Annotated in this window: 20 protein-coding genes; 16 read left to right on the top strand and 4 right to left on the bottom strand. The window is 65.8% G+C overall.

The genetic code is table 11. The features are described 5' to 3' along the window. Positions 1 to 211: 211 nt before the first annotated feature. From IE224_RS08380 to IE224_RS08340, 9 genes are all read left to right on the top strand, one after another. Positions 212 to 3,094 carry a monovalent cation/H+ antiporter subunit A gene (locus IE224_RS08380; protein WP_191309396.1) on the top strand — a complete coding sequence of 961 codons (2,883 nt, stop codon included), beginning with the start codon at positions 212 to 214 and terminating at the stop codon, positions 3,092 to 3,094. After that, positions 3,094 to 3,438 carry a Na+/H+ antiporter subunit C gene (locus IE224_RS08375; RefSeq protein WP_167622463.1) on the top strand — a complete coding sequence of 115 codons (345 nt, stop codon included), beginning with the start codon at positions 3,094 to 3,096 and terminating at the stop codon, positions 3,436 to 3,438. Before IE224_RS08380 ends, IE224_RS08375 begins: the two co-directional genes overlap by 1 nt. Beyond that, a complete protein-coding gene (locus tag IE224_RS08370; RefSeq protein ID WP_191309394.1) occupies positions 3,435 to 5,078 on the top strand; it encodes a monovalent cation/H+ antiporter subunit D in 1,644 nt (547 codons plus the stop codon). The genes IE224_RS08375 and IE224_RS08370 overlap by 4 nt, the downstream gene beginning before the upstream one ends. Next, a complete protein-coding gene (locus IE224_RS08365) occupies positions 5,075 to 5,560 on the top strand; it encodes a Na+/H+ antiporter subunit E (RefSeq protein ID WP_167622465.1) in 486 nt (161 codons plus the stop codon). The genes IE224_RS08370 and IE224_RS08365 overlap by 4 nt, the downstream gene beginning before the upstream one ends. Beyond that, the gene (locus IE224_RS08360) at positions 5,557 to 5,838 is read left to right on the top strand and encodes a K+/H+ antiporter subunit F (RefSeq protein WP_191309392.1); all 282 of its coding nucleotides are present in this window, start codon (positions 5,557 to 5,559) and stop codon (positions 5,836 to 5,838) included. Before IE224_RS08365 ends, IE224_RS08360 begins: the two co-directional genes overlap by 4 nt. After that, positions 5,835 to 6,221, top strand: a complete 387-nt coding sequence (gene mnhG, locus IE224_RS08355; protein ID WP_167622467.1) for a monovalent cation/H(+) antiporter subunit G — start codon at positions 5,835 to 5,837, stop codon at positions 6,219 to 6,221. Before IE224_RS08360 ends, mnhG begins: the two co-directional genes overlap by 4 nt. A 1-nt stretch (position 6,222) precedes the next feature. After that, positions 6,223 to 6,693, top strand: coding sequence for a hypothetical protein (locus tag IE224_RS08350; RefSeq protein WP_191309391.1), 471 nt, complete (start codon positions 6,223 to 6,225; stop codon positions 6,691 to 6,693). A gap of 80 nt (positions 6,694 to 6,773) precedes the next feature. Next, positions 6,774 to 7,679: a polyphosphate kinase 2 gene (gene ppk2 / locus IE224_RS08345; protein ID WP_167622469.1), complete on the top strand. Its 906-nt coding sequence runs from the start codon at positions 6,774 to 6,776 to the stop codon at positions 7,677 to 7,679. Between the two features lie 103 nt (positions 7,680 to 7,782). Continuing rightward, positions 7,783 to 8,226: a tellurite resistance TerB family protein gene (locus tag IE224_RS08340; RefSeq protein ID WP_167622470.1), complete on the top strand. Its 444-nt coding sequence runs from the start codon at positions 7,783 to 7,785 to the stop codon at positions 8,224 to 8,226. Here IE224_RS08340 and IE224_RS08335 read toward each other — a convergent pair. From IE224_RS08335 to IE224_RS08325, 3 genes are read right to left on the bottom strand one after another with little or no spacing between them, the layout of a single operon-like run. Beyond that, positions 8,223 to 9,530 (bottom strand): NAD(P)/FAD-dependent oxidoreductase, encoded by a 1,308-nt coding sequence (locus IE224_RS08335; protein WP_191309389.1) that lies wholly within the window; start codon positions 9,528 to 9,530, stop codon positions 8,223 to 8,225. The two genes, IE224_RS08340 and IE224_RS08335, sit on opposite strands and share 4 nt — an antisense overlap. Next, positions 9,527 to 10,885: a glutamine synthetase family protein gene (locus tag IE224_RS08330; RefSeq protein WP_167622472.1), complete on the bottom strand. Its 1,359-nt coding sequence runs from the start codon at positions 10,883 to 10,885 to the stop codon at positions 9,527 to 9,529. The genes IE224_RS08335 and IE224_RS08330 overlap by 4 nt, the downstream gene beginning before the upstream one ends. Further along, the gene (locus IE224_RS08325) at positions 10,882 to 11,580 is read right to left on the bottom strand and encodes a type 1 glutamine amidotransferase (RefSeq protein WP_167622473.1); all 699 of its coding nucleotides are present in this window, start codon (positions 11,578 to 11,580) and stop codon (positions 10,882 to 10,884) included. Before IE224_RS08325 ends, IE224_RS08330 begins: the two co-directional genes overlap by 4 nt. A gap of 164 nt (positions 11,581 to 11,744) precedes the next feature. Here IE224_RS08325 and IE224_RS08320 point away from each other — a divergent pair, with 164 nt between their 5' ends. The 7 genes from IE224_RS08320 to IE224_RS08290 all read left to right on the top strand — a co-directional run bounded on the left by IE224_RS08320 (position 11,745) and on the right by IE224_RS08290 (position 17,395). Beyond that, the gene (locus IE224_RS08320) at positions 11,745 to 12,341 is read left to right on the top strand and encodes a LysE family translocator (protein WP_191309387.1); all 597 of its coding nucleotides are present in this window, start codon (positions 11,745 to 11,747) and stop codon (positions 12,339 to 12,341) included. Positions 12,342 to 12,418: 77 nt separating this feature from the next. Continuing rightward, on the top strand, positions 12,419 to 13,549 hold the full coding sequence (locus tag IE224_RS08315; protein WP_191309385.1) for an aminotransferase class V-fold PLP-dependent enzyme: 1,131 nt from the start codon (positions 12,419 to 12,421) through the stop codon (positions 13,547 to 13,549). A gap of 173 nt (positions 13,550 to 13,722) precedes the next feature. Beyond that, positions 13,723 to 13,935: a hypothetical protein gene (locus tag IE224_RS08310; RefSeq protein WP_167622476.1), complete on the top strand. Its 213-nt coding sequence runs from the start codon at positions 13,723 to 13,725 to the stop codon at positions 13,933 to 13,935. Between the two features lie 22 nt (positions 13,936 to 13,957). Next, complete coding sequence (locus tag IE224_RS08305; protein ID WP_191309383.1) at positions 13,958 to 14,959, top strand: sulfate ABC transporter substrate-binding protein; 1,002 nt, start codon at positions 13,958 to 13,960, stop codon at positions 14,957 to 14,959. Positions 14,960 to 14,961: 2 nt separating this feature from the next. After that, positions 14,962 to 15,801: a sulfate ABC transporter permease subunit CysT gene (gene cysT / locus IE224_RS08300; RefSeq protein WP_370528910.1), complete on the top strand. Its 840-nt coding sequence runs from the start codon at positions 14,962 to 14,964 to the stop codon at positions 15,799 to 15,801. Beyond that, positions 15,794 to 16,663 (top strand): sulfate ABC transporter permease subunit CysW, encoded by an 870-nt coding sequence (cysW, locus tag IE224_RS08295; RefSeq protein WP_191309381.1) that lies wholly within the window; start codon positions 15,794 to 15,796, stop codon positions 16,661 to 16,663. The genes cysT and cysW overlap by 8 nt, the downstream gene beginning before the upstream one ends. 12 nt (positions 16,664 to 16,675) lie before the next feature. Continuing rightward, positions 16,676 to 17,395 (top strand): sulfate/molybdate ABC transporter ATP-binding protein, encoded by a 720-nt coding sequence (locus tag IE224_RS08290; protein WP_191309379.1) that lies wholly within the window; start codon positions 16,676 to 16,678, stop codon positions 17,393 to 17,395. A 6-nt stretch (positions 17,396 to 17,401) separates the two neighbouring features. Here IE224_RS08290 and recN read toward each other — a convergent pair whose 3' ends face one another. Next, entirely contained in the window at positions 17,402 to 19,048 is a 1,647-nt protein-coding gene (recN, locus tag IE224_RS08285; RefSeq protein ID WP_191309377.1) for a DNA repair protein RecN, read from the bottom strand. Positions 19,049 to 19,072 lie beyond the last annotated feature (24 nt).

Here is a 19,072-nt window from a genome sequence, read left to right as displayed (position 1 = left end):
ATATTTTTCAGGACTGGTGCCGATAACGGAAAAGTTGGAAAAATCCTGATTCTGCCGTCAATCTGGCCTTGATCTTGAGCGGGACGAAAGGCATTCGGACCTGACCCCCGAATGCCTGGCAAAGCTTGTCTTCTTTCCATCGAAGAACAAGGCAGAACCGTCATGTTTCGGGAAAAGCGACTTGATTCATTGAGGTAAGGGCAAGGCGAAGATGGCCGAACACAATCTGTTCCTGTTGTTGGCAAGCCTTCCCTTCGCGACCGCGCTGATCCTTCTGACCCTTTCGCCAACCTCGCGCAGCGCCTCGGCCTGGCTGTCGGGCGCCTCGCTGGCGGCCGGGCTGGTGGTTCAGGCGGGCTTCCTGTCCGACATCCGAGACGGCACGGTGCTGCGCGCCAGCATGGAATGGGTGCCTTCGCTGGGGATGAACCTGGCGCTGCGCATGGACGGATTTTCCTGGCTGTTCACGACGCTGGTGCTGTCGATCGGCATCCTCGTGGTGATCTATGCGCGCTACTACATGTCGGCGGGCGACAACCTGCCCCGCTTCTATGCGCTGCTGATGGCCTTTACCGGGGCAATGCAGGGCATCCTGATTTCCGGCAACGTGCTGGGGATGGTCGTCTTCTGGGAACTGACATCGTTCATGTCCTTCCTGCTGATCGGCTTCTGGCACCAGGGGGCGGCGGCGCGGGACGGGGCGCGGACGGCGCTGATCATCACCGCCCTGGGCGGGCTTTGCCTGCTGACGGCAATGCTGATCCTGGGCTATGTCGCGGGCAGCTATGACCTGGGGATCATCCTGCGGTCGGGCGACGCGGTCCGGGCGCATCCCTGGTACGGCGCGATCCTGGGGCTGTTCCTGCTGGGCGCCTTCACCAAGTCGGCGCAGTTCCCGTTCCATTTCTGGCTGCCCGGCGCCATGGCCGCGCCGACGCCGGTGTCGGCCTTCCTGCATTCCGCGACCATGGTGAAGGCCGGGGTGTTCCTGCTGGTGCGCTTCTCGCCCGTGCTGGGCGGGACCGAGGCCTGGTTCTATGTCGTCACCAGCATCGGCATGGCCACGCTGATCCTGGGCGCGGCGGTCGCGCTGTATCGCCATGACCTCAAGGGGCTTCTGGCCTATTCGACGATCAGCCACCTGGGCCTGATCACGGCGCTTGCGGGGATCGGCGGGCCGATGGCGATCCTGGCCGCGATCTTCCACATCTGCAACCACGCGGTCTTCAAGGCGTCCCTGTTCATGGCCGCCGGCATCATCGACCACGAGACCGGCACGCGCGACATGCGCCGCCTGTCCGGCCTGTTCCGGCCGATGCCCTTCACCGCGACCCTGGCCATCGTTGCCGCAGGCGCCATGGCGGGCGTGCCGCTGCTGAACGGGTTCCTGTCCAAGGAAATGTTTCTGGCCGAGGCGGTGGACTGGCACAACGGCACCTGGCTGGACAACGCCCTGCCCTATTTCGCCATCGTCGGCAGCACCCTGTCGGTGGCCTATTCGCTGCGCTTCATCGCGACCGTGTTCTTTGGCCCGCAGGCGACCAACCTGCCCAAGACACCGCACGAGCCGCCCGCCTGGATGCGCCGCCCGGTCGAGCTGCTGGTGTTGATCTGCCTGGTCGTAGGCATCCTGCCCGCGCTGACCCTTGGCCAGATCGTCAACACGGCTGCCCGATCCGTGGCGGGGCCGGACCTGCCCTATTACAAGATCGCCATCTGGCACGGCGTCAATGCCCCCCTGATGCTGAGCATGATCGCCCTGGCGGTGGGAACGCTGATCTATGCCTTCAGCGCGAAGTCGATCCCGACCGGGCCCGAGGGTCCGTTCCTGCTGCACCGGATCCGCGGGCAACGCATCTATGACTGGCTGCTGTTCCGCCTGTCCTGGCGCCTGCCGCGCATGGCCCTTGCCCTGATGTCCACCGAAGCCCTGCAACCACAGTTGCGACTGCTTGTGCTGGGCGGGATTGCCGTTGCGGTGGCATCGCTGTGGTCGGGCCTGACCTGGGCGCAGGATCTGCGGCTGCACGCGTTCAACCCGGCCTTCGCGTTGTTGTGGACGGTGGGCGCGGCCTGCGCCATCGGCGCGGCCTGGCAGGCCAAGTATCACCGCTTCGCGGCCCTGGTCCTGCTGGGCGGTGCGGGGGTGGTGACCTGCCTGACCTTCGCCTGGTTCTCGTCCCCCGACCTGGCGCTGACGCAGCTTCTGGTCGAGGTGGTGACGACGGTCCTGCTGCTTCTGGGCCTGCGCTGGCTGCCCAAGCGCCGTTCCGAGATCCCCGAGGACAAGCTGCTGCCAGCCAAAATCCGCCGCGGCCGTGATCTGGTCATCGCCGTTGTCGGAGGGGTGGGAATCGCGGCCATTGCCTTTGCGGTCATGACGCGGCCCGTCATCAGCAATGTCGGCGACTGGTTCCTTGGCAATGCCTATTACGAAGGCGGCGGCACCAATGTGGTCAACGTGATCCTTGTGGACTTCCGCGCCTTCGACACCTTTGGCGAGATCTCGGTCCTGGCGATCGTGGGCCTGACCGTCTACGGCCTGCTGCGCCGCTTCCGCCCCGCCCCCGAGAGCATCGAGGCGCCCGACCAGCAGACCGGCGACAGCCCCTCGCTGGACGATTACCTTTACGTGCCCTCGGTCATCATGATCTGGATGTTCCCGATCCTGGTGATGGTGGCAGGATACTTCTTCTTCCGCGGCCATGACCTGCCGGGCGGGGGCTTCGCCGCCGGGGTGACGCTGGCGATCGCCTTCCTGATCCAGTACATCGCGACCAATGTCCGCTGGGTCGAGGCCCGCATAACCGTGCTGCCGATCCGCTGGATGGGCTTTGGCCTTCTGGGCGCGGTGGCCACCGGCATGGGCGCCTGGCTGTTCGGCTATCCCTTCCTGACGGCGCACGCGCGCTATGTCGATGTGCCCTTCGTGGGCCAGGTACCCGCCGCCACGGCGCTGCTGTTCGACATCGGCGTCTTCGCAACCGTCGTGGGCGCGGTCGTGCTGATGCTGGTCGCCATCGCCCACCAGTCGCTGCGCGCGAGCCGCAGGCGCGAGCAGGACGAGATCGCAGCACGGAAAGAGGCCGCCTGATGGAAATCATCCTGTCCGCCGCCATCGGCATCCTGTCCGCCTCGGGGATCTGGCTGCTGCTGCGTCCGCGCAGCTTCCAGGTCATCATCGGGCTGTGCCTTCTGTCCTATGCGGTCAACCTGTTCATCTTCTCGATGGGCCGCCTGACGCCGGGCGCGCCGCCGATCATGCCCAAGGGCGGCTTCGTCGATCCGACCCGCTATGCCGACCCGCTGCCGCAGGCGCTTGTCCTGACGGCCATCGTCATCAGCTTCGCCACCACGGCGCTGTTCCTGGTGGTGATGATCGCCTCGCGCGGGATGACCGGCACCGACCATGTCGACGGGAAGGAGCGCAGCCAGTGATCAGCGAACATCTCATCATCGCGCCGATCCTGATCCCCTTCGTCGTGGGTGCCTTGATGCTGCTTTACGACGACCGGCAGCGGCAGGCCAAGTTCTGGCTCAGCCTTGTCTCGGTCGCGGCGCAGCTTCTGATCGCGGTCGAATTGGTGGTGCGTGCCAAGACCGGCGGCGACATCAGCGACGCCGAAGGGATCAGCTTCTATCTGCTTGGCGATTGGGCGGCGCCCTTCGGCATCGTGCTGGTGCTGGACCGGCTTGCCGCCATGATGCTGGTCTTGACCGCGCTGCTAGCGATCCCGTCCCTGGTCTATTCCGGTGCGGGCTGGGCGCGGCAGGGGCCGCATTACTATTCGCTGTTCCAGTTCCTGCTGGTGGGGCTGAACGGCGCCTTCCTGACGGGCGACATCTTCAACCTGTTCGTGTTCTTCGAGATCCTGCTGGCCGCGTCCTATGGCCTTCTGCTGCACGGATCGGGACAGCTTCGGGTTCGGGCAGGGTTGCACTACATCGCCATCAACCTGGCAGCCTCCCTGCTGTTCCTGATCGGCGTCGCGCTGATCTATGGCGTCACGGGCACGCTGAACATGGCGCATCTGGCGAACCTGATCTCGGCCATGCCGGGCGAGGACCGGCCCCTGCTGCACGCGGGCGTGGCGATCCTGGCCATCGCCTTCCTGGTCAAGGCGGGCAGCTGGCCGCTGAACTTCTGGCTGCCGACCGCCTACATGGCCGCCGCCGCCCCGGTCGGCGCGATGTTCGCGATCATGACCAAGGTCGGCGTCTACGCGATCCTGCGGCTGGCGATGCTGCTGTTCGGGGAAACCGGCGGCGCCTCCGCGGGCTTTGGCGCGGGGGTGCTGATCCTCCTGGGAATGGCCACGATCCTGTTCGGGCTGCTGGGCATCCTTGCCTCGCAAAGCCTGGGTCGGATGGCCGCGCATTCGGTGCTGGTCTCCTCGGGGACGGTGCTGGGGATCACCGGCTTTGCACTTGCGGGCGGCGGCCAGGCCATGCTGGCGGGCGCGCTCTACTACATGGTGGGATCGGTGCTGGCGACGGGGGCGCTGTTCCTGCTGATCGAGCCGATGAACCGCGAGGACGGCGGCATCGCCGCCATGCTGGCCCTGACGGCCGACGCCTATGGCATCGACGACAGCGAGATCGACGAGGTGCCGGACGTGGGCCTGGCCATCCCCGGAACCATGACCGTGCTGGGCATCTGCTTCGCGCTTTGCGTGCTGATGCTGGCGGGGCTGCCGCCGTTGCCGGGCTTTATCGGCAAGATCGCGATGATCCAGCCCCTGATCGAACAGTCGGCGCTGCCCGCAGGCTTCGCCTGGTCCTTTGTCGCGCTGCTGATCCTGTCGGGCTTTGCCACGCTGATCGGCATGGCGCGCATCGGCATCCAGACCTTCTGGGCCAATGACGTGCCCCTGCCCCGCGTCCTGGCCTTCGAGATCGCGCCGATCATCGCGCTGCTGGTGGTCCTGTCGCTGATCAGCTTCAAGGCCGAGGCGATGCTGCGTTACACCATCGGGACGGCCCATGCCCTGCATGACACCGCGGCCTATGCATACGGGGTCTTTGCCACGCCGCGCGCCGCCGATCGCCCGGATGACGAAGGGGAAGCCCAGGAATGAGCCGTCTTTTCCCCCATCCGGTCCTGTCGGTCGCCCTTGTCTTCCTTTGGCTGATGCTGACGCGCTTTTCGCTGGGATACCTGATCCTGGGCACCGTGCTGTCGCTGGTCGCGGGCTGGGCCTATTCCGCCCTGCATTCGGCCAAGCCGCGCATCCGCCGATGGTCCGCCATCCCCCGGCTGATCGGCACCCTGTTCCTGGACATCATCCGGTCGAACGTCGCGGTGACGCGCCTTCTGCTGACCGAAGGACGCAGCGGGCGGCAATCGGCCTTTATCCGCGTCCCGCTGCAGATCACCAGCGGCAATTCCCTGGCGGTCCTGGCGATCATCCTGACCGCCACTCCGGGCACCGCCTGGGTTGAGTACGAGACCGAGACGGGCGTCCTGACCCTGCACATCTTCGATGCGGCCGAGACCGATCATTACCACGACGTGATCCGCAACACCTATGAACCGATGCTGATGGAGATCTTCGAATGAGCGAGACGATCCTGACGATTTCGCTTGGCTATGCCCAGATCGCGCTTGCGCTTGCGGGCTGTCTTGTCGGCACGCGGATCCTGCGCGGACCGCGCGCCCAGGACCGGGTCCTGGCGCTTGATTCGCTTTATGTCTCGATCATGCTGCTGTTCCTGGTGACGGGGATGCAGCTTGGCACCGCCTTCTTCTTCGAGGCGGCGATGATCATCTCGATCATCGGCTTCGTGTCGTCAGTGGCCCTGGCCAAGTTCCTGTTCCGCGGCGAGGTGATCGAATGAGCCCCCTTGCAACCGTCCCCCTGATCGTCGCGATCCCGGTGGCCTTTTTCGTGGTGCTGGGCGCGACGCTGACCCTGATCGGCGCGCTTGGCTTTGCACGGCTGACCTCGTTCTATGACCGGCTGCACGCGCCGACGCTGGCGACCAGCTGGGGGACCGGGGCCACGATCATCGCCTCGGCCCTGATGTTCAGCTTCATCGACGGGCGGGTCATCCTCCATGAATTCGTGATCGGCTTCTGCATCGTCCTGACCACGCCCGTCACGCTGATGATGCTGGGCCGGGCCGCCCTGATGCGCGACCGGACCGAGGGATCGGATGCCTTGCCCGAAGACATGCGCCGCAGGCGCGATCCCGCGGCCGACACGCCCGCGGGGGACTAGGATGCGCGGGGCTGCGTTTCTTGCCCGCATCTGCGCCCTGTGCCTGGCCCTGCCGGCCTGGGCGGATGCGCCGCTGATCGTGCTGGACCAGACGCGCCTGCCCTTTGACCTGGGGCCGGGCCATCCGGCGAACAATCCCGCCAGCCCCGCCAATTCGCCCCATGCCGCCTGGAACTCGTCCGGGAACACCGCGAATGCAGGCACGGCCTGGCAGAACCGGCCCTCGAACCCCGACAACGAACAGCGGCTGATCATCACCGCAGACGGCGGCGTGCTTGGCTATTACGCGACCAATGCGGGGGGCGTCCTGAACCTGTTCGACGTGAACGGCCGCCGCGTCGCCTATCGCCCTGCCCGCGGCACCCGCAGCCTGTTCACCGTGACCGGCCAATGGTGCGGAACCGTCGATGGCGGGCGGACCGACTTCGTGCTGGCCGTAACCCCGTCCTGCGCCGCACGCTTTGGCCGCTAGGGCCGCGGCGGAACAATCCCCTGCCGTAAAATCGTTACCATCGCGCCTTAGACGGGCGGTTCTATTGCCAAGGGAACACCATGACCGACGAACCAAGGGACTGGCTGGAAGCCGAGCTGCAGGAAACCCTGGACGAGGATTACGAGATCGAGCTGGAAGACGCCGTCCTGTCCGAGGAGATCCGCCGCATCTATCGCGAAAAGCGGCCCGAGCAGATGGACCGCAAGCTGTATTTCCGCGAATTGCTGCGCCTTCAGACCGAACTGATCAAGCTGCAGGACTGGGTGGCCCATAACAAGCAGAAGGTCGTCGTCATCTTCGAAGGCCGCGACAGCGCAGGCAAGGGCGGCGCGATCAAGCGCATCACCCAGAGGCTGAACCCGCGCGTGGTCCGCACCGTGGCCCTGCCTGCGCCCTCGGACCGCGAAAAAACCCAATGGTATTTCCAGCGTTACGTCCCCCATCTGCCCGCCGGGGGCGAGATCGTGCTGTTCGACCGAAGCTGGTACAACCGCGCCGGCGTCGAGCGCGTGATGGGCTTCGCATCCGAGGACCAGGTGGACCAGTTCTTCCAGGACGTTCCCGAATTCGAACGGATGCTGGTCCGGTCGGGGATCCGGCTGGTGAAGTACTGGTTCTCGATCACCGACGAGGAACAGCAGATGCGCTTCCTGATGCGCATTCATGATCCGCTGAAGCAGTGGAAGCTGTCGCCGATGGATCTGGAATCCCGCGTCCGCTGGGAAGCCTATACCAAGGCCAAGGAAGACATGCTGGAACATACCAACATCCCCGAAGCCCCCTGGTATATCGTGCCCGCAAACGACAAGAAGCGCGCCCGCCTGAACTGCATGAGCCACCTTCTGAGCATGATCCCCTATGGCGAGGTCCCCCATCAAGAGGTCACGCTGCCCAACCGGGTCTTCAACCCGGACTATGAACGCGATGTCCTGTCCCGCGATCTTTATGTGCCGCAGAAATACTAGGGGCGGTCCGGGTTATTGATCGGCCGATCAACGTGCGGTATAATAAAAGCGTGTCTCTGCCCTTAATCCTTGAATGTGCGGTTCAAGGGCGTAAGCTGGGGACATGTTCCGCAACCTGCTTGATCGCCTGTTCACGGACGACCCCAGCCCGAGGCCGCTTGCCACGGACGATGCCGAAGTGGCGGTTGCCGCCCTTCTGGTTCGGGTGGCGCGGGCCGACGATCACTATCATCAGACCGAAAAGCGCCGGATAGACGAGGTTCTGGCCGAATTGCACGGCCTGGGCCTTGCCGATGCCGCCGAACGCCGCCTTGTGGCCGAGATGATCGAGGCCGAGGCCCCCGACACCGTACGCTTCACCCGCCTTATCAAGGATCGGGTCTCGCTGGAGGATCGCGCGGCCATCATCGGGGCAATGTGGGAAATCTCGCTTGCCGACAACCACCGCAGCGCCAACGAGGAAACGGCGATCCGGCTTGTTTCCGCCCTTCTGGGCGTGACGGACCGGGATTCCGCGCTGCAGCGCCGCCGCGTCGCCGGACGCTAGAAGCCCAGCCTGTCGCGCAATCCATACCATGCCATGCCAGCCACCAGCAGCGGGCTGCGCAGCATCGACCCGCCCGGAAAGGGCCGCGCCGGAATGGCCGCCATAGCGTCGAACCCGTCGGACTGTCCCGCCACCGCGTCGGCCATCAGCCTGCCTGCAAGCGTCGCAATCGCGACCCCGTGCCCGGAATAACCGCCCGCCGACAGGCAATTTGGCGCGGGCCGGGCGAAATGCGGCATCCGGTTCATGGTGATCGCCAGCGTCCCGCCCCAGGCATGGGTGATCCTGATGTGGCGCAACTGAGGATAGACCGACAGAAGATGGGGCCGGACCAAAGCGGCGATGTCCTTGGGGAAACGATAGGTCGCCGTCTCGCCCCCGCCGAAGATCAGGCGGCGGTCGTCGTCCAGCCGCCAATAGTTGACCACGAACTTGGTATCGGCGACGGCGATGTTCCGCGGCAGGATTTCGGCGAAGTCGGTGCCCAGCGGCTCGGTCGCGACGACATAGTTGTTGATTGGCATGACCCGCGCGGCCACCTTGGCGTCCAGCCGCCCCTGGTAGCCGTTCCCGGCCAGGATCACATGGTCGCAGACGATCCTGCCGGTGTCGCACAGCACCCGGCTTTTTTGAGTGGCCGTGCCATGCTCGATCCGGTGGACATGGGTGCCTTCATGGATCCGCACGCCCGCAGCCGCCGCCAGCCGCGCCACGCCGAGCGCGAGGTTCAGCGGATGGACATGGCCCGCACCCCAGTCCACGTCACCGCCGACATAGGCCGTGCTGCCCAGATGCGCCGCAAGGGCATCGCGATCCAAGGGCTGCACCTTGTCATAGCCGTAACGCCCGGCCAGATGCGCGGCCATCTGCGCGCTGTGCCGGACTTCGGACCCGCTGCGGCAGGCATGGGCCACGCCGTCGCGGATCGGCACGCTGGATTCAGCAGCCAGCGCCCGGACCAGGGCCTTTGCGTCCTCGGCCAGATCCCACAGGCGGCGGGCCGTGTCCGCGCCGAACTGGCGTTCCAGCCAGTCCACCTCTTGCCGCTGGCCCGATCCGATCTGCCCGCCATTGCGGCCGGATGCGCCAAAGCCAACCCGATGCGCATCGACCAGCATCACGTCGCGCCCGGCCCGCGCCAGATGCAACGCCGCCGATAGGCCGGTATAGCCGCCGCCGACGACCGCCACATCGGCACGCACCTCTCCCTTCAGCGGGGGAAACCGGTCCAGGGCCGCGCAGGTCTCGGCATAGATGCTGGGCGGATACTCCCCGCGCCGGTCGTTGGCGTAGAGCAGCTTCATACGTTCAGCAGCAGATGTTCGCGTTCCCAAGGGCTGATGACCTGCAGGAACTCCTTGTATTCGTTGCGCTTGACGGATTCGTAGACGGCGGTGAAATCTTCGCCCAAAACGCCCCGCATCGGCGTGTTTTCAGCCATCATGTCAAGCGCGTCGCCCAGGTTGTAGGGCAGTTCGTCCTGCGACGACATATAGGCGTCGCCCAAGCACTCGCCGCGCGGATTCTCGCCCTCGACCAGTCCCAGGTAACCGCAGGCGAGGCTGGCAGCGATGCCCAGGTAGGGGTTGCAGTCCATGCCCGCCAGGCGGTTTTCGACCCGCCGCGCCTCGGGGCTGGAAATCGGCACCCGCAGGCCGGTGGTGCGGTTGTCGCGGCCCCATTCCAGGTTGATCGGCGCGGCGAAGTCCGGGACATAGCGGCGATAGCTGTTCACATAGGGCGCCAGCAACGCGATGGCTGCGGGCAGGTGCTTCTGCATTCCTGCGATGAAATGCAGGAACTGGGGCGTCTCGGCCCCCTTTTCGTCGGAAAAGATGTTCCGGCCCGTGGCCACGTCGATGATCGAATGATGCAGGTGCATGGCGCTGCCCGGCTCGCCCTCGATGGGCTTGGCCATGAAGGTCGCAAAGCAGTCGTGACGCAGCGCGGCTTCGCGGATCAGGCGCTTGAAGTAGAAGATCTCGTCGGCAAGGGCCACGGGATCGCCGTGGTTCAGGTTGATCTCGACCTGGCCCGCGCCGCCTTCCTGCAGGATGCCGTCGATCTCGAACCCCTGGGCTTCGGCAAAGTCATAGATATCGTCGATGACCTTGCCGTATTCGTCCACGGCGGACATGGAATAGGCCTGCTTGGCGGCTGCCCGCCGGCCGGTGCGGCCCATCGGAGGGATGATCGGCTGGTTGGGGTCGATGTTGCGCGCGACCAGGAAGAACTCCATCTCGGGCGCGACGACCGGCTTCCATCCCCGCTGGCGATACAGGTCCACCACCCGCTTCAGCACGTTGCGCGGCGCGATGGGCACAGGGTTGCCCTGCTGGTCATAGGCGTCGTGGATCACCTGCAGCGTCCAGTCCGCCGTCCAGGGCGCGGCGGTCGCGGTGGTGAAATCCGGCGTCAGGATCATGTCGGGTTCGGTGAACGCCCCCGCCGGGTTGTCGGCCCATTCCCCGGTGATCGTCTGCAGGAAGATCGAGTTCGGAAGATAGAACTTTTCCTGCCGCGCGAATTTCGACGCGGGCATGGCCTTGCCGCGCGCGACGCCCGCGATGTCGGCCAGGATGCATTCGACCTCGTCCAGCCGGCGGCCGGCCACGAAGTCGCGGGCGGCCTGGGGCAGCCTGTCGATCCAGTCGCTCATGCGGCACCCCTGCTGATGGCGCGGGGCTGCTTGAAGAAGGCCTCGATCCGCTCGGCGATGGCGGCCGATCCCTTGGCCTCGCCCATGCGGTCGATGGCGCGGTCCATCAGTTCCTGCGGCACCCGGCCCTTGCCGCGCTTGTCCATCAAGGCAAGGATGAAGTCGTCCGAAAACTCGGGATGGGCCTGCACCGTGAAGGCGCGGTCGCCATAGATCAGGGCGGCGTTCTCGCAAAACTCGTTGCGACCCGCGACCTGCGCGTCCCTGGGCAGCACCACCACCTGATCCTGGTGCCAGGCGTTCAGGCGCAGCGTCTCGCCGCCGAAGTCATAGTCATGCGTGCCGACGGCCCAACCGCCCGGATGCTTGGTCACCGTTCCGCCAAGTGCCTGCGCGATGATCTGGTGGCCGAAGCAGATGCCGACCATGGGCACCGCTGCGTCATAGGCGTCGCGGATAAAGCGTTCCAGCGGGCGGATGAAGTCGTGATCCTCGTATGCGCCGTGGCGCGACCCCGTCAGCAGCCAGCCGTCGGCGTCGTGGACGGATGCGGGGAACTCCATCTCCTCGACATGCCAGGTGCGGAACTGGAAGCCGCGCCCGTCCAGAAGCCGGACGAACAGGTCCGGGTAATCGCCCATGTCCTGCTTCAATTCGGCGGGCGCCTGGCCGCATTGAAGAATGCCGATGCGCATGAAAAACCTGCGATGTTGCTGCAGGCAGGAAGGTAGTCGCGCGGACGGGGGGCCTGCAAGGGGGCAACATGCTTTCGCCAAGTCGTGAATATCTCACCATATTATATAATGTGAAATTAATATGGATTGTTTTAATATAATATATCTTTTCTGGATATATTATCATGATTTACTTTGGCGATATTCTTTTTATTTGCGGCCTGCATCTTGCAATAGCCGTCAGCCCGGGCCCCAATACCGTCGCAATATGCTGCAGCGCCAGCGTGGTCTCGCGCAGGGCGGGCCTTTCGGTCGCGGCCGGGGTCGTGACGGCAACCGGGCTGTGGGCGGGCATGGCGCTGCTGGGCGCGGGCGCAGCGGTCGCGCGTCACGAGCATCTTCTTGTGATTCTTCGCATCTCGTCAGGCGTTTACCTGACCGGGATCGGTCTTCGGATGCTGGTGACGCCGCCCGCCTGGAACAGCCCGCGGGCCTGCGGGCAACCCTTCCTGCTGGGGCTTTTGACGGCGCTGTCGAACCCGGTCGCGCTTGCCTTCTGGCTGGGAACATTCCTGACCGCGATGCCCCCGACGGCCACGGACCGATTTTACGCAACGATATTCGCGCTGATTATCCTGCAAAGCACGGCCTGGTATTTCCTGCTGGCGGTGCTGTCATCCTCGACGCTGCCCGGGCGGGTCTTCGGGGCGGCACGCAGCCTGCGCCAGATCGGGGCGGGGACGATGATCCTGATCGGGCTGAACGCCCTGATCGCCCATTGATCCCCCTGCGGCCTTTGGCTGTCTGGCAGCGGACCACGCCACGGGCTAGTCTGCCACCGATCGGACAGGAGAATGCGATGCCCCATCTTCACCCCCACATCGACCCGCAGGGCTTGGACGAATTCTCGGTCGTCTTCACCGACCGCTCGCTGAACCACATGTCGCAGCGGTTCCAGCAGGTGATGCGCGACCTGTCCGCCACCCTGCGCGAGGTCTATTCCGCCCACCAGGTCGCCATCGTGCCCGGCGGCGGCACCTATGCGATGGAGGCCGTCGCCCGCCAGTTCGGCACCGGCCACGCGCTGATCGTCCGCAACGGCTGGTTCAGCTATCGCTGGAGCCAGATCTTCGACATGGGCCGGTTCACCCGCGAAACGACCGTCGTCATGGCGCGACCCGCCGGGAACGAGCCCCAGCCCGCCTACGCCCCGCCCCCCATCGACGAAGTCGTGGCCAAGATCCACGAGACGCGACCCGATGCGGTCTTTGCGCCCCATGTCGAAACCTCGGCCGGGTTGATCCTGCCGGACGACTACATCCGTGCCCTCGCGCAGGCCGCGCATAATGTGGGCGCACTGATGGTGCTGGACTGCATTGCATCCGGCGCCGTCTGGGTGGACATGAAGGCCACGGGCGTGGACGTGCTGATCTCGGCCCCGCAGAAGGGGTGGTCGGCATCGCCCGCCGCCGGTCTGGTGATGCTGTCGGAACGCGGCGCGGAACGGCTGGCGCAAACCGGCAGCACCAGCTTTGCGCTGGATCTGAAGAAATGGCGCGCGATCATGGCGGCCTATGAAGATGGCGGCCACGCCTATCACGCCACCATGCCCACCGACGCCCTGCTGGGCCTGCGCGACGCGATGGAGGAAACGCGGGCGATGGGCTTCGACGCCGCGCGCGATGCGCAGTGGCGGCTGGGCAACGCGGTTCGCGAGATGCTGGCCGAACGCGGTGTCAGGTCGGTCGCGGCACCGGGCTTTGCCGCGCCGGGCGTTGTGGTCAGCTATACCCAAGACCCCGAGGTCAAGAACGGCAAGAAGTTCGCCGCCGAAGGAATGCAGATCGCGGCAGGGGTGCCGCTGGCAGTGAATGAAGGCGACCAGTTCTCGACCTTCCGGCTGGGCCTTTTCGGGCTGGACAAGCTGAAGGACGTGGACGGCACTCTGGCCCGACTTCGGGCCGTTGTGGACAAGGTGATACCGGCCTGACCGGCCAGTCCTGAACGACAAGGCCCGCCGCACTGGCGGGCCTTTTACATTTTGGAGAAGAATCTTCTTCTCTTGCCGCCCACCAAATCGACAAATCTTTGCTCTTGCTAAAGACGACTTTGCCTGTCGTTATTTGCGGAATAAGCAGCCGGTGAGTCAGAGGAGCGAGCAAGATGACGATCCAAGGCCCAGGCTTCGACGCCAACCCGCTTTATTCGGTCAGCCTGATCGACCGGCGGACAGGACAGGTACACCGCGTCAATGGTGCGCCGCTTCTGGCGCTGTCTCGGGAACCGCAGGCAGCCGCGGCCTCGCTGCTCGAGGGGCGCGACCCCGATCTGTGGGAAGCCCGGATCCAGCCCCTCGCGACCCGGACCCGGCAATAAACAGACCTTCAGGAGACGGTTCATGTTCATCACCCCTTCCAGCCGCTTTGGCGCCCCCTTGTCAGCCTTGGTCCTGGCCCTGGCGGTTTCAGCCCCGGTCCAGGCCGAAACGCTGCTGAACGTCAGCTACGACCCGACCCGGGAACTTTACCGCGAGGTCAACGAAGCCTTTGCCGAGGCCTGGACTGCCGCCGGCAACGAGGCCCCCACCATCGAGACCAGCCACGGCGGATCCGGCGCGCAGGCGCGGTCGGTCATCGACGGGCTGAACGCGCAGGTGGTCACGCTGGCCCTTGCATCCGACATCGACCGCATCGCCGAGGCGGGCAAACTGCCCGCCGACTGGCAGTCGAAGTTGCCGCACAATTCCAGCCCCTATACCTCGACCATCGTCTTCCTGGTGCGCGAGGGCAATCCCAAGGGCATCCAGGACTGGGGCGACCTGGTCAAGGACGGGGTCGAGGTGATCACGCCGAACCCCAAGACCTCGGGTGGGGCACGGTGGAATTACCTTGCCGCCTGGGCTTGGGCGGAAAAGAACGGCCAGGACCCGCAGGCCTTCGTGGCCGATCTTTACACCCATGTGCCGGTGCTGGACACCGGCGCGCGCGGATCGACCACCACCTTCGCACAACGCGGGATCGGCGACGTGCTGCTGGCCTGGGAAAACGAGGCCTATCTGGCGCTGAAGGAAATCGGCGAGGATCAGTTTGACATCGTCGTGCCCTCCGTCAGCGTCCTGGCCGAACCCCCGGTCGCCATCGTCGAAGGCAACATCGCCAATGACGCACAGCGGGAACTGGCGACGGCCTATCTGGACTTCCTGTATTCCCCCGAAGGCCAGGCGCTTGCCTTCAAGCACTTCTACCGAGCTTGGGACGACAGCGCCGCCGCCCCCGAGGACGTCGCCCGCTTCCCCAAGCTTGACTTGGTCAGCATCGAAGATTTCGGCGGCTGGAAGAAGGTGCAGCCCGAACATTTCGGTGACGGCGGGATCTTCGACCAGATCTATACGGCGAAATGACCATGACCGCGCGACCCCTGGTCCACAAGACGGCGATGCCCGGCCTCGGCCTGTCGGCCGGCATCACCCTGACAATGCTGTCCATCGTCGTCCTGTTGCCGATCGGCGCCCTTCTTCTGAAGGGCGCCAGTTTCGGCCTGACGAACGTGCTGGAAGTGGTGGGACGAGAGCGGGTGATGGCCTCGCTTTACCTGTCCTTCAAGCTGTCCTTGCTGGCGGCCCTGTTCAACCTGGTCTTCGGCGTACTGCTGGCCTGGGTGCTGGTGCGTTACCGCTTTCCGGGCAAGCGGATCCTGGACGCCGCGGTGGACCTGCCCTTCGCCCTGCCCACCGCCGTGGCGGGTATTGCGCTGACCGCGCTTTACGCGCCGAACGGGGCGTTCGGCAGCCTTGCGCAACAGGTCGGCCTGAAGATCGCCTATACCCAAGTCGGCATCTTCATCGCCCTGGTCTTCGTGGGCCTGCCCTTCGTGACCCGCACCGTCCAGCCGGTGATCGAGGAGATCGAGCAGGAAGTCGAGGAGGCATCAGCCACCCTTGGCGCCTCGCGCCTGCATACGCTGCGCCATGTGATCCTGCCGATGCTGACCCCCGCCGCCTTGACGGGCTTTGCCCTGTCGCTGGCCCGCGCTGTCGGCGAATACGGATCGGTCATCTTCATCGCGGGCAACATACCCCTGCGCACCGAGATCGCGCCCCTGCTGATCGTGATCCAGCTTGAAGAATTCAACTATGACGCCGCAGCCGCCATCGGCATCGCCATGCTGGTGATATCCTTCGCGATGCTGCTGGCGATCAACCTGATCCAGATCGTCAGCCGAAGGAAGATGGGCCATGTCTGATACCGCCCTGCCCCGCCCCGCCTTCCGCGCCGCCACCGACGAGGCGCCGCTTCTGCGCATCGCCCTGATCGGCATCGCGGTCGCGGGCCTGGCCGTCCTTGTCTTCGCCCCCCTGGCCGTGGTCTTCGCCGAGGCGCTGAAGCAAGGATGGTCCGCCTCGATCCAGTCCCTTGGCAACCGCGACGCGCGATCCGCGATCCAGTTGACGCTGCTGATCACCGCCATTGCCGTGCCCGCAAACGCCGCCTTCGGGATTGCAAGCGCCTGGTTCATCACCAAGTTCGACTTTCGCGGCAAGGCCTTCCTGATCACCCTGATCGACCTGCCCTTTTCCGTCAGCCCGGTCGTGGCGGGCCTCTGCATCGTGCTGCTGTTCGGCGCCAATTCCGCCATCGGCGGCTGGCTGGTGGCGAACGGCTGGCCCATCGTCTTCGCCATCCCCGGCATCGTGCTGGCCACGATCTTCGTGACCTTTCCCTTTGTCGCCCGCGAGCTGATCCCGGTGATGATCGAACAAGGCCGGGCCGAGGAGGAAGCGGCGGTGACCCTGGGTGCGTCCGGCTGGCGGACCTTCCGCACGGTCACGTTGCCCAACATCCGTTGGGCGCTGCTTTACGGCACGCTGCTGTGCACGGCACGCGCCATGGGCGAATTCGGCGCGGTGGCGGTGGTGTCGGGCAAGATCCGCGGCCAGACCGCGACCATGCCGATCACCATCGAGATGCTGTATAACGAATACCTGTCCGTCGCGGCCTTCAGCATGGCTGCGCTGCTGACCGCGCTTGCGCTTGTCACCCTGCTTCTGAAAACCATCCTCGAGCTGCGTCACGCCGACCAGCTTGCAGCCACCCGCCGCCATTAAGGGGAACCGTCCATGCATATCGACATCGACGAAATCGCAAAGACCTTCGGCGCCACCACCGCCCTGCATCCCGTCTCGCTGAACATCCCTTCGGGCGCCCTGGTCGCGCTGCTGGGGCCGTCGGGATCGGGCAAGACCACGCTGTTGCGGATCCTGGGCGGGCTGGAGTTTCCGACCTCGGGGCGCGTGATGTTCAACGGCCAGGACGCGACCGGCATGACGGTCCAGGAACGCCGCGCGGGCTTTGTCTTCCAAAGCTATGCGCTGTTCCGGCACATGACGGTCTTCGACAACATCGCCTATGGCCTGCGCGCCCGCCCGCGCGGCCAGCGTCCCCCCAAGGCCGAGATCACCCGCCGCGTCACCAAGCTGCTGGACCTGATCCAGTTGCCCGACATCGCGGGCCGCTATCCGACGCAACTGTCGGGCGGGCAGCGCCAGCGCGTGGCTCTGGCACGCGCGCTTGCCATCGAACCCCGGATGCTGCTTCTGGACGAGCCCTTCGGCGCGCTTGACGCCAAGGTCCGCAAGGAGTTGCGCCAGGGCTTGCGCGACATCCATGACGAAACCGGTTTGACCACGGTCTTCGTGACCCATGACCAGGACGAGGCTATGGAACTGGCCGACCTGGTGGTGGTGATGTCTATGGGCCGGATCGAACAGATCGGCCGCCCGCAGGACATCCGCAGCAAGCCCGCCACGGAATTCGTGCGCGACTTCATCACCGCCTGATCGGCGTCAGCCCTGCAACAGCGCCCGTGCCGCCCCTGTGGCGGCATCGGTGATCCGGTCGCCCGACAGCATCCGGGCGATCTCCTCGACCCGTTCGGGCGGCGACAGCGCGGCCACGGTGGATGTCGTCATGTCGTCATGCACCGACTTCGACACCCGGAAATGGTTTGCCCCAAGCGCCGCCACCTGCGGCGAATGGGTGACGACCAGCACCTGCGCATCTTCGGACAGCCGCTTGAGGCGGCGGCCCACGGCATCGGCGGTCGCCCCGCCCACGCCCCGGTCGATCTCGTCGAAGATCAGCACAAGCGCGTCGTTGCCGCGCGCCAGGCAGACCTTCAGCGCCAGCAGGAAGCGCGACAATTCCCCGCCCGAGGCGATCTTGTCCAAGGCCCCCGCAGGTGCGCCAGGGTTGGTGGCCACGGTAAAGGCCACGTCGTCGCGCCCGTCGGGGCCGGGTTCGCCCGGCGTGACAAGGGTCTGGAAGACCGCGCGTTCCATCTTCAAGGGCGCCAGTTCCGCGGTGACGGCACGATCCAGGGCGATGGCGGCCTCGGTCCGGGCACGAGTCACCTCGTCCGCCTCGGCGTCATATCGGGCCTCGGCTTCTTCCACCTGCCGGCGCAATGCGGCGATCTGCGCCTCTCCTGCATCGATGCGGCCCAGGCGTTCCCGCAACTCGTCGGCCAGCCCCGCCAGATCGTCGGCCAGCACATTATGCTTGCGGGCCAAGGCGCGCAGGGCAAACAGCCGTTCCTCGGTCGCCTCAAGCTGGCTGGGGTCCACGTCAAGCGCGGACAAGGCATCCTCGACCCCGCGATGGGCCTCGCCCAATTCGACCAGGGCGCGGGACAGCGCGGCCAGGGGTTCGTCCAGCCGTCCCTCGGCGCGGTCCGACGCGCCTTCCAGCCAACGGGTCGCGTCCAGCATCGCGCCTTCGGCCCCCTCGCCGCCCAGCATCTTCAGCGCGCGCGCCACGTCCTCGCGGATGCGGATGGCGCCCTGCATCGCGCGGCGGCGGGTGTCCAGCGTCGCCTCCTCGCCCGCCTCGGGGGACAGGTCGTCCAGTTCGGCAACGGCATGGCGCAGGAAATCCTCCTCGGCGCGGGCGGCGGTCAGGCGGGCTTCGGCCCCATCCAGATCGCGGCGCGCGGTGCGGCGGGCAGCCCAAGCCTCGCGCACCGGGGCAAGGTCGATCGCGCCAAAGGCATCCAGCAGCGCCCGATGGCCGCGCGGGTTCAGCAGCCCGCGGTCGTCATGCTGTCCGTGCAATTCCACCAGCGTTTCCGACAACTGCCGCAAGACCTCGCCCGACACGCGGCGGTCGTTGACATAGCCGGTCTTGCGCCCGTCGCCCGCGTTCACGCGGCGCAGGATCAGTTCGTCATCCTCAAGCTCGATCCCGGCATCCGACAGGACGGTGCGGGCGGGATGGCCTGCGGGCAGGTCGAAGACCGCCGTCACCTCGCCCTGGGTCGCACCCTGCCGCACCAGGTCGGCCCGGCCGCGCCAGCCCAGCACGAAGCCCAGGCAATCCAGCAGGATCGACTTGCCCGCCCCGGTTTCGCCGGTCAGCACGTTGAGGCCGGGGCCGAAGGCAAGCCCCAGCCGGTCGATCAGCAGCATGTTCCGGATGTCGAGCGATCGCAGCATGGCTTGTCCTTCAGGGGGCGGATT

The organism is Paracoccus aerius (genome assembly GCF_014656455.1).
GTDB classification, from domain to species: Bacteria; Pseudomonadota; Alphaproteobacteria; order Rhodobacterales; family Rhodobacteraceae; genus Paracoccus; species Paracoccus aerius.
Note: the sequence above shows the minus strand (reverse complement) of the source record. Positions and strands in the feature narration are given on the sequence as shown.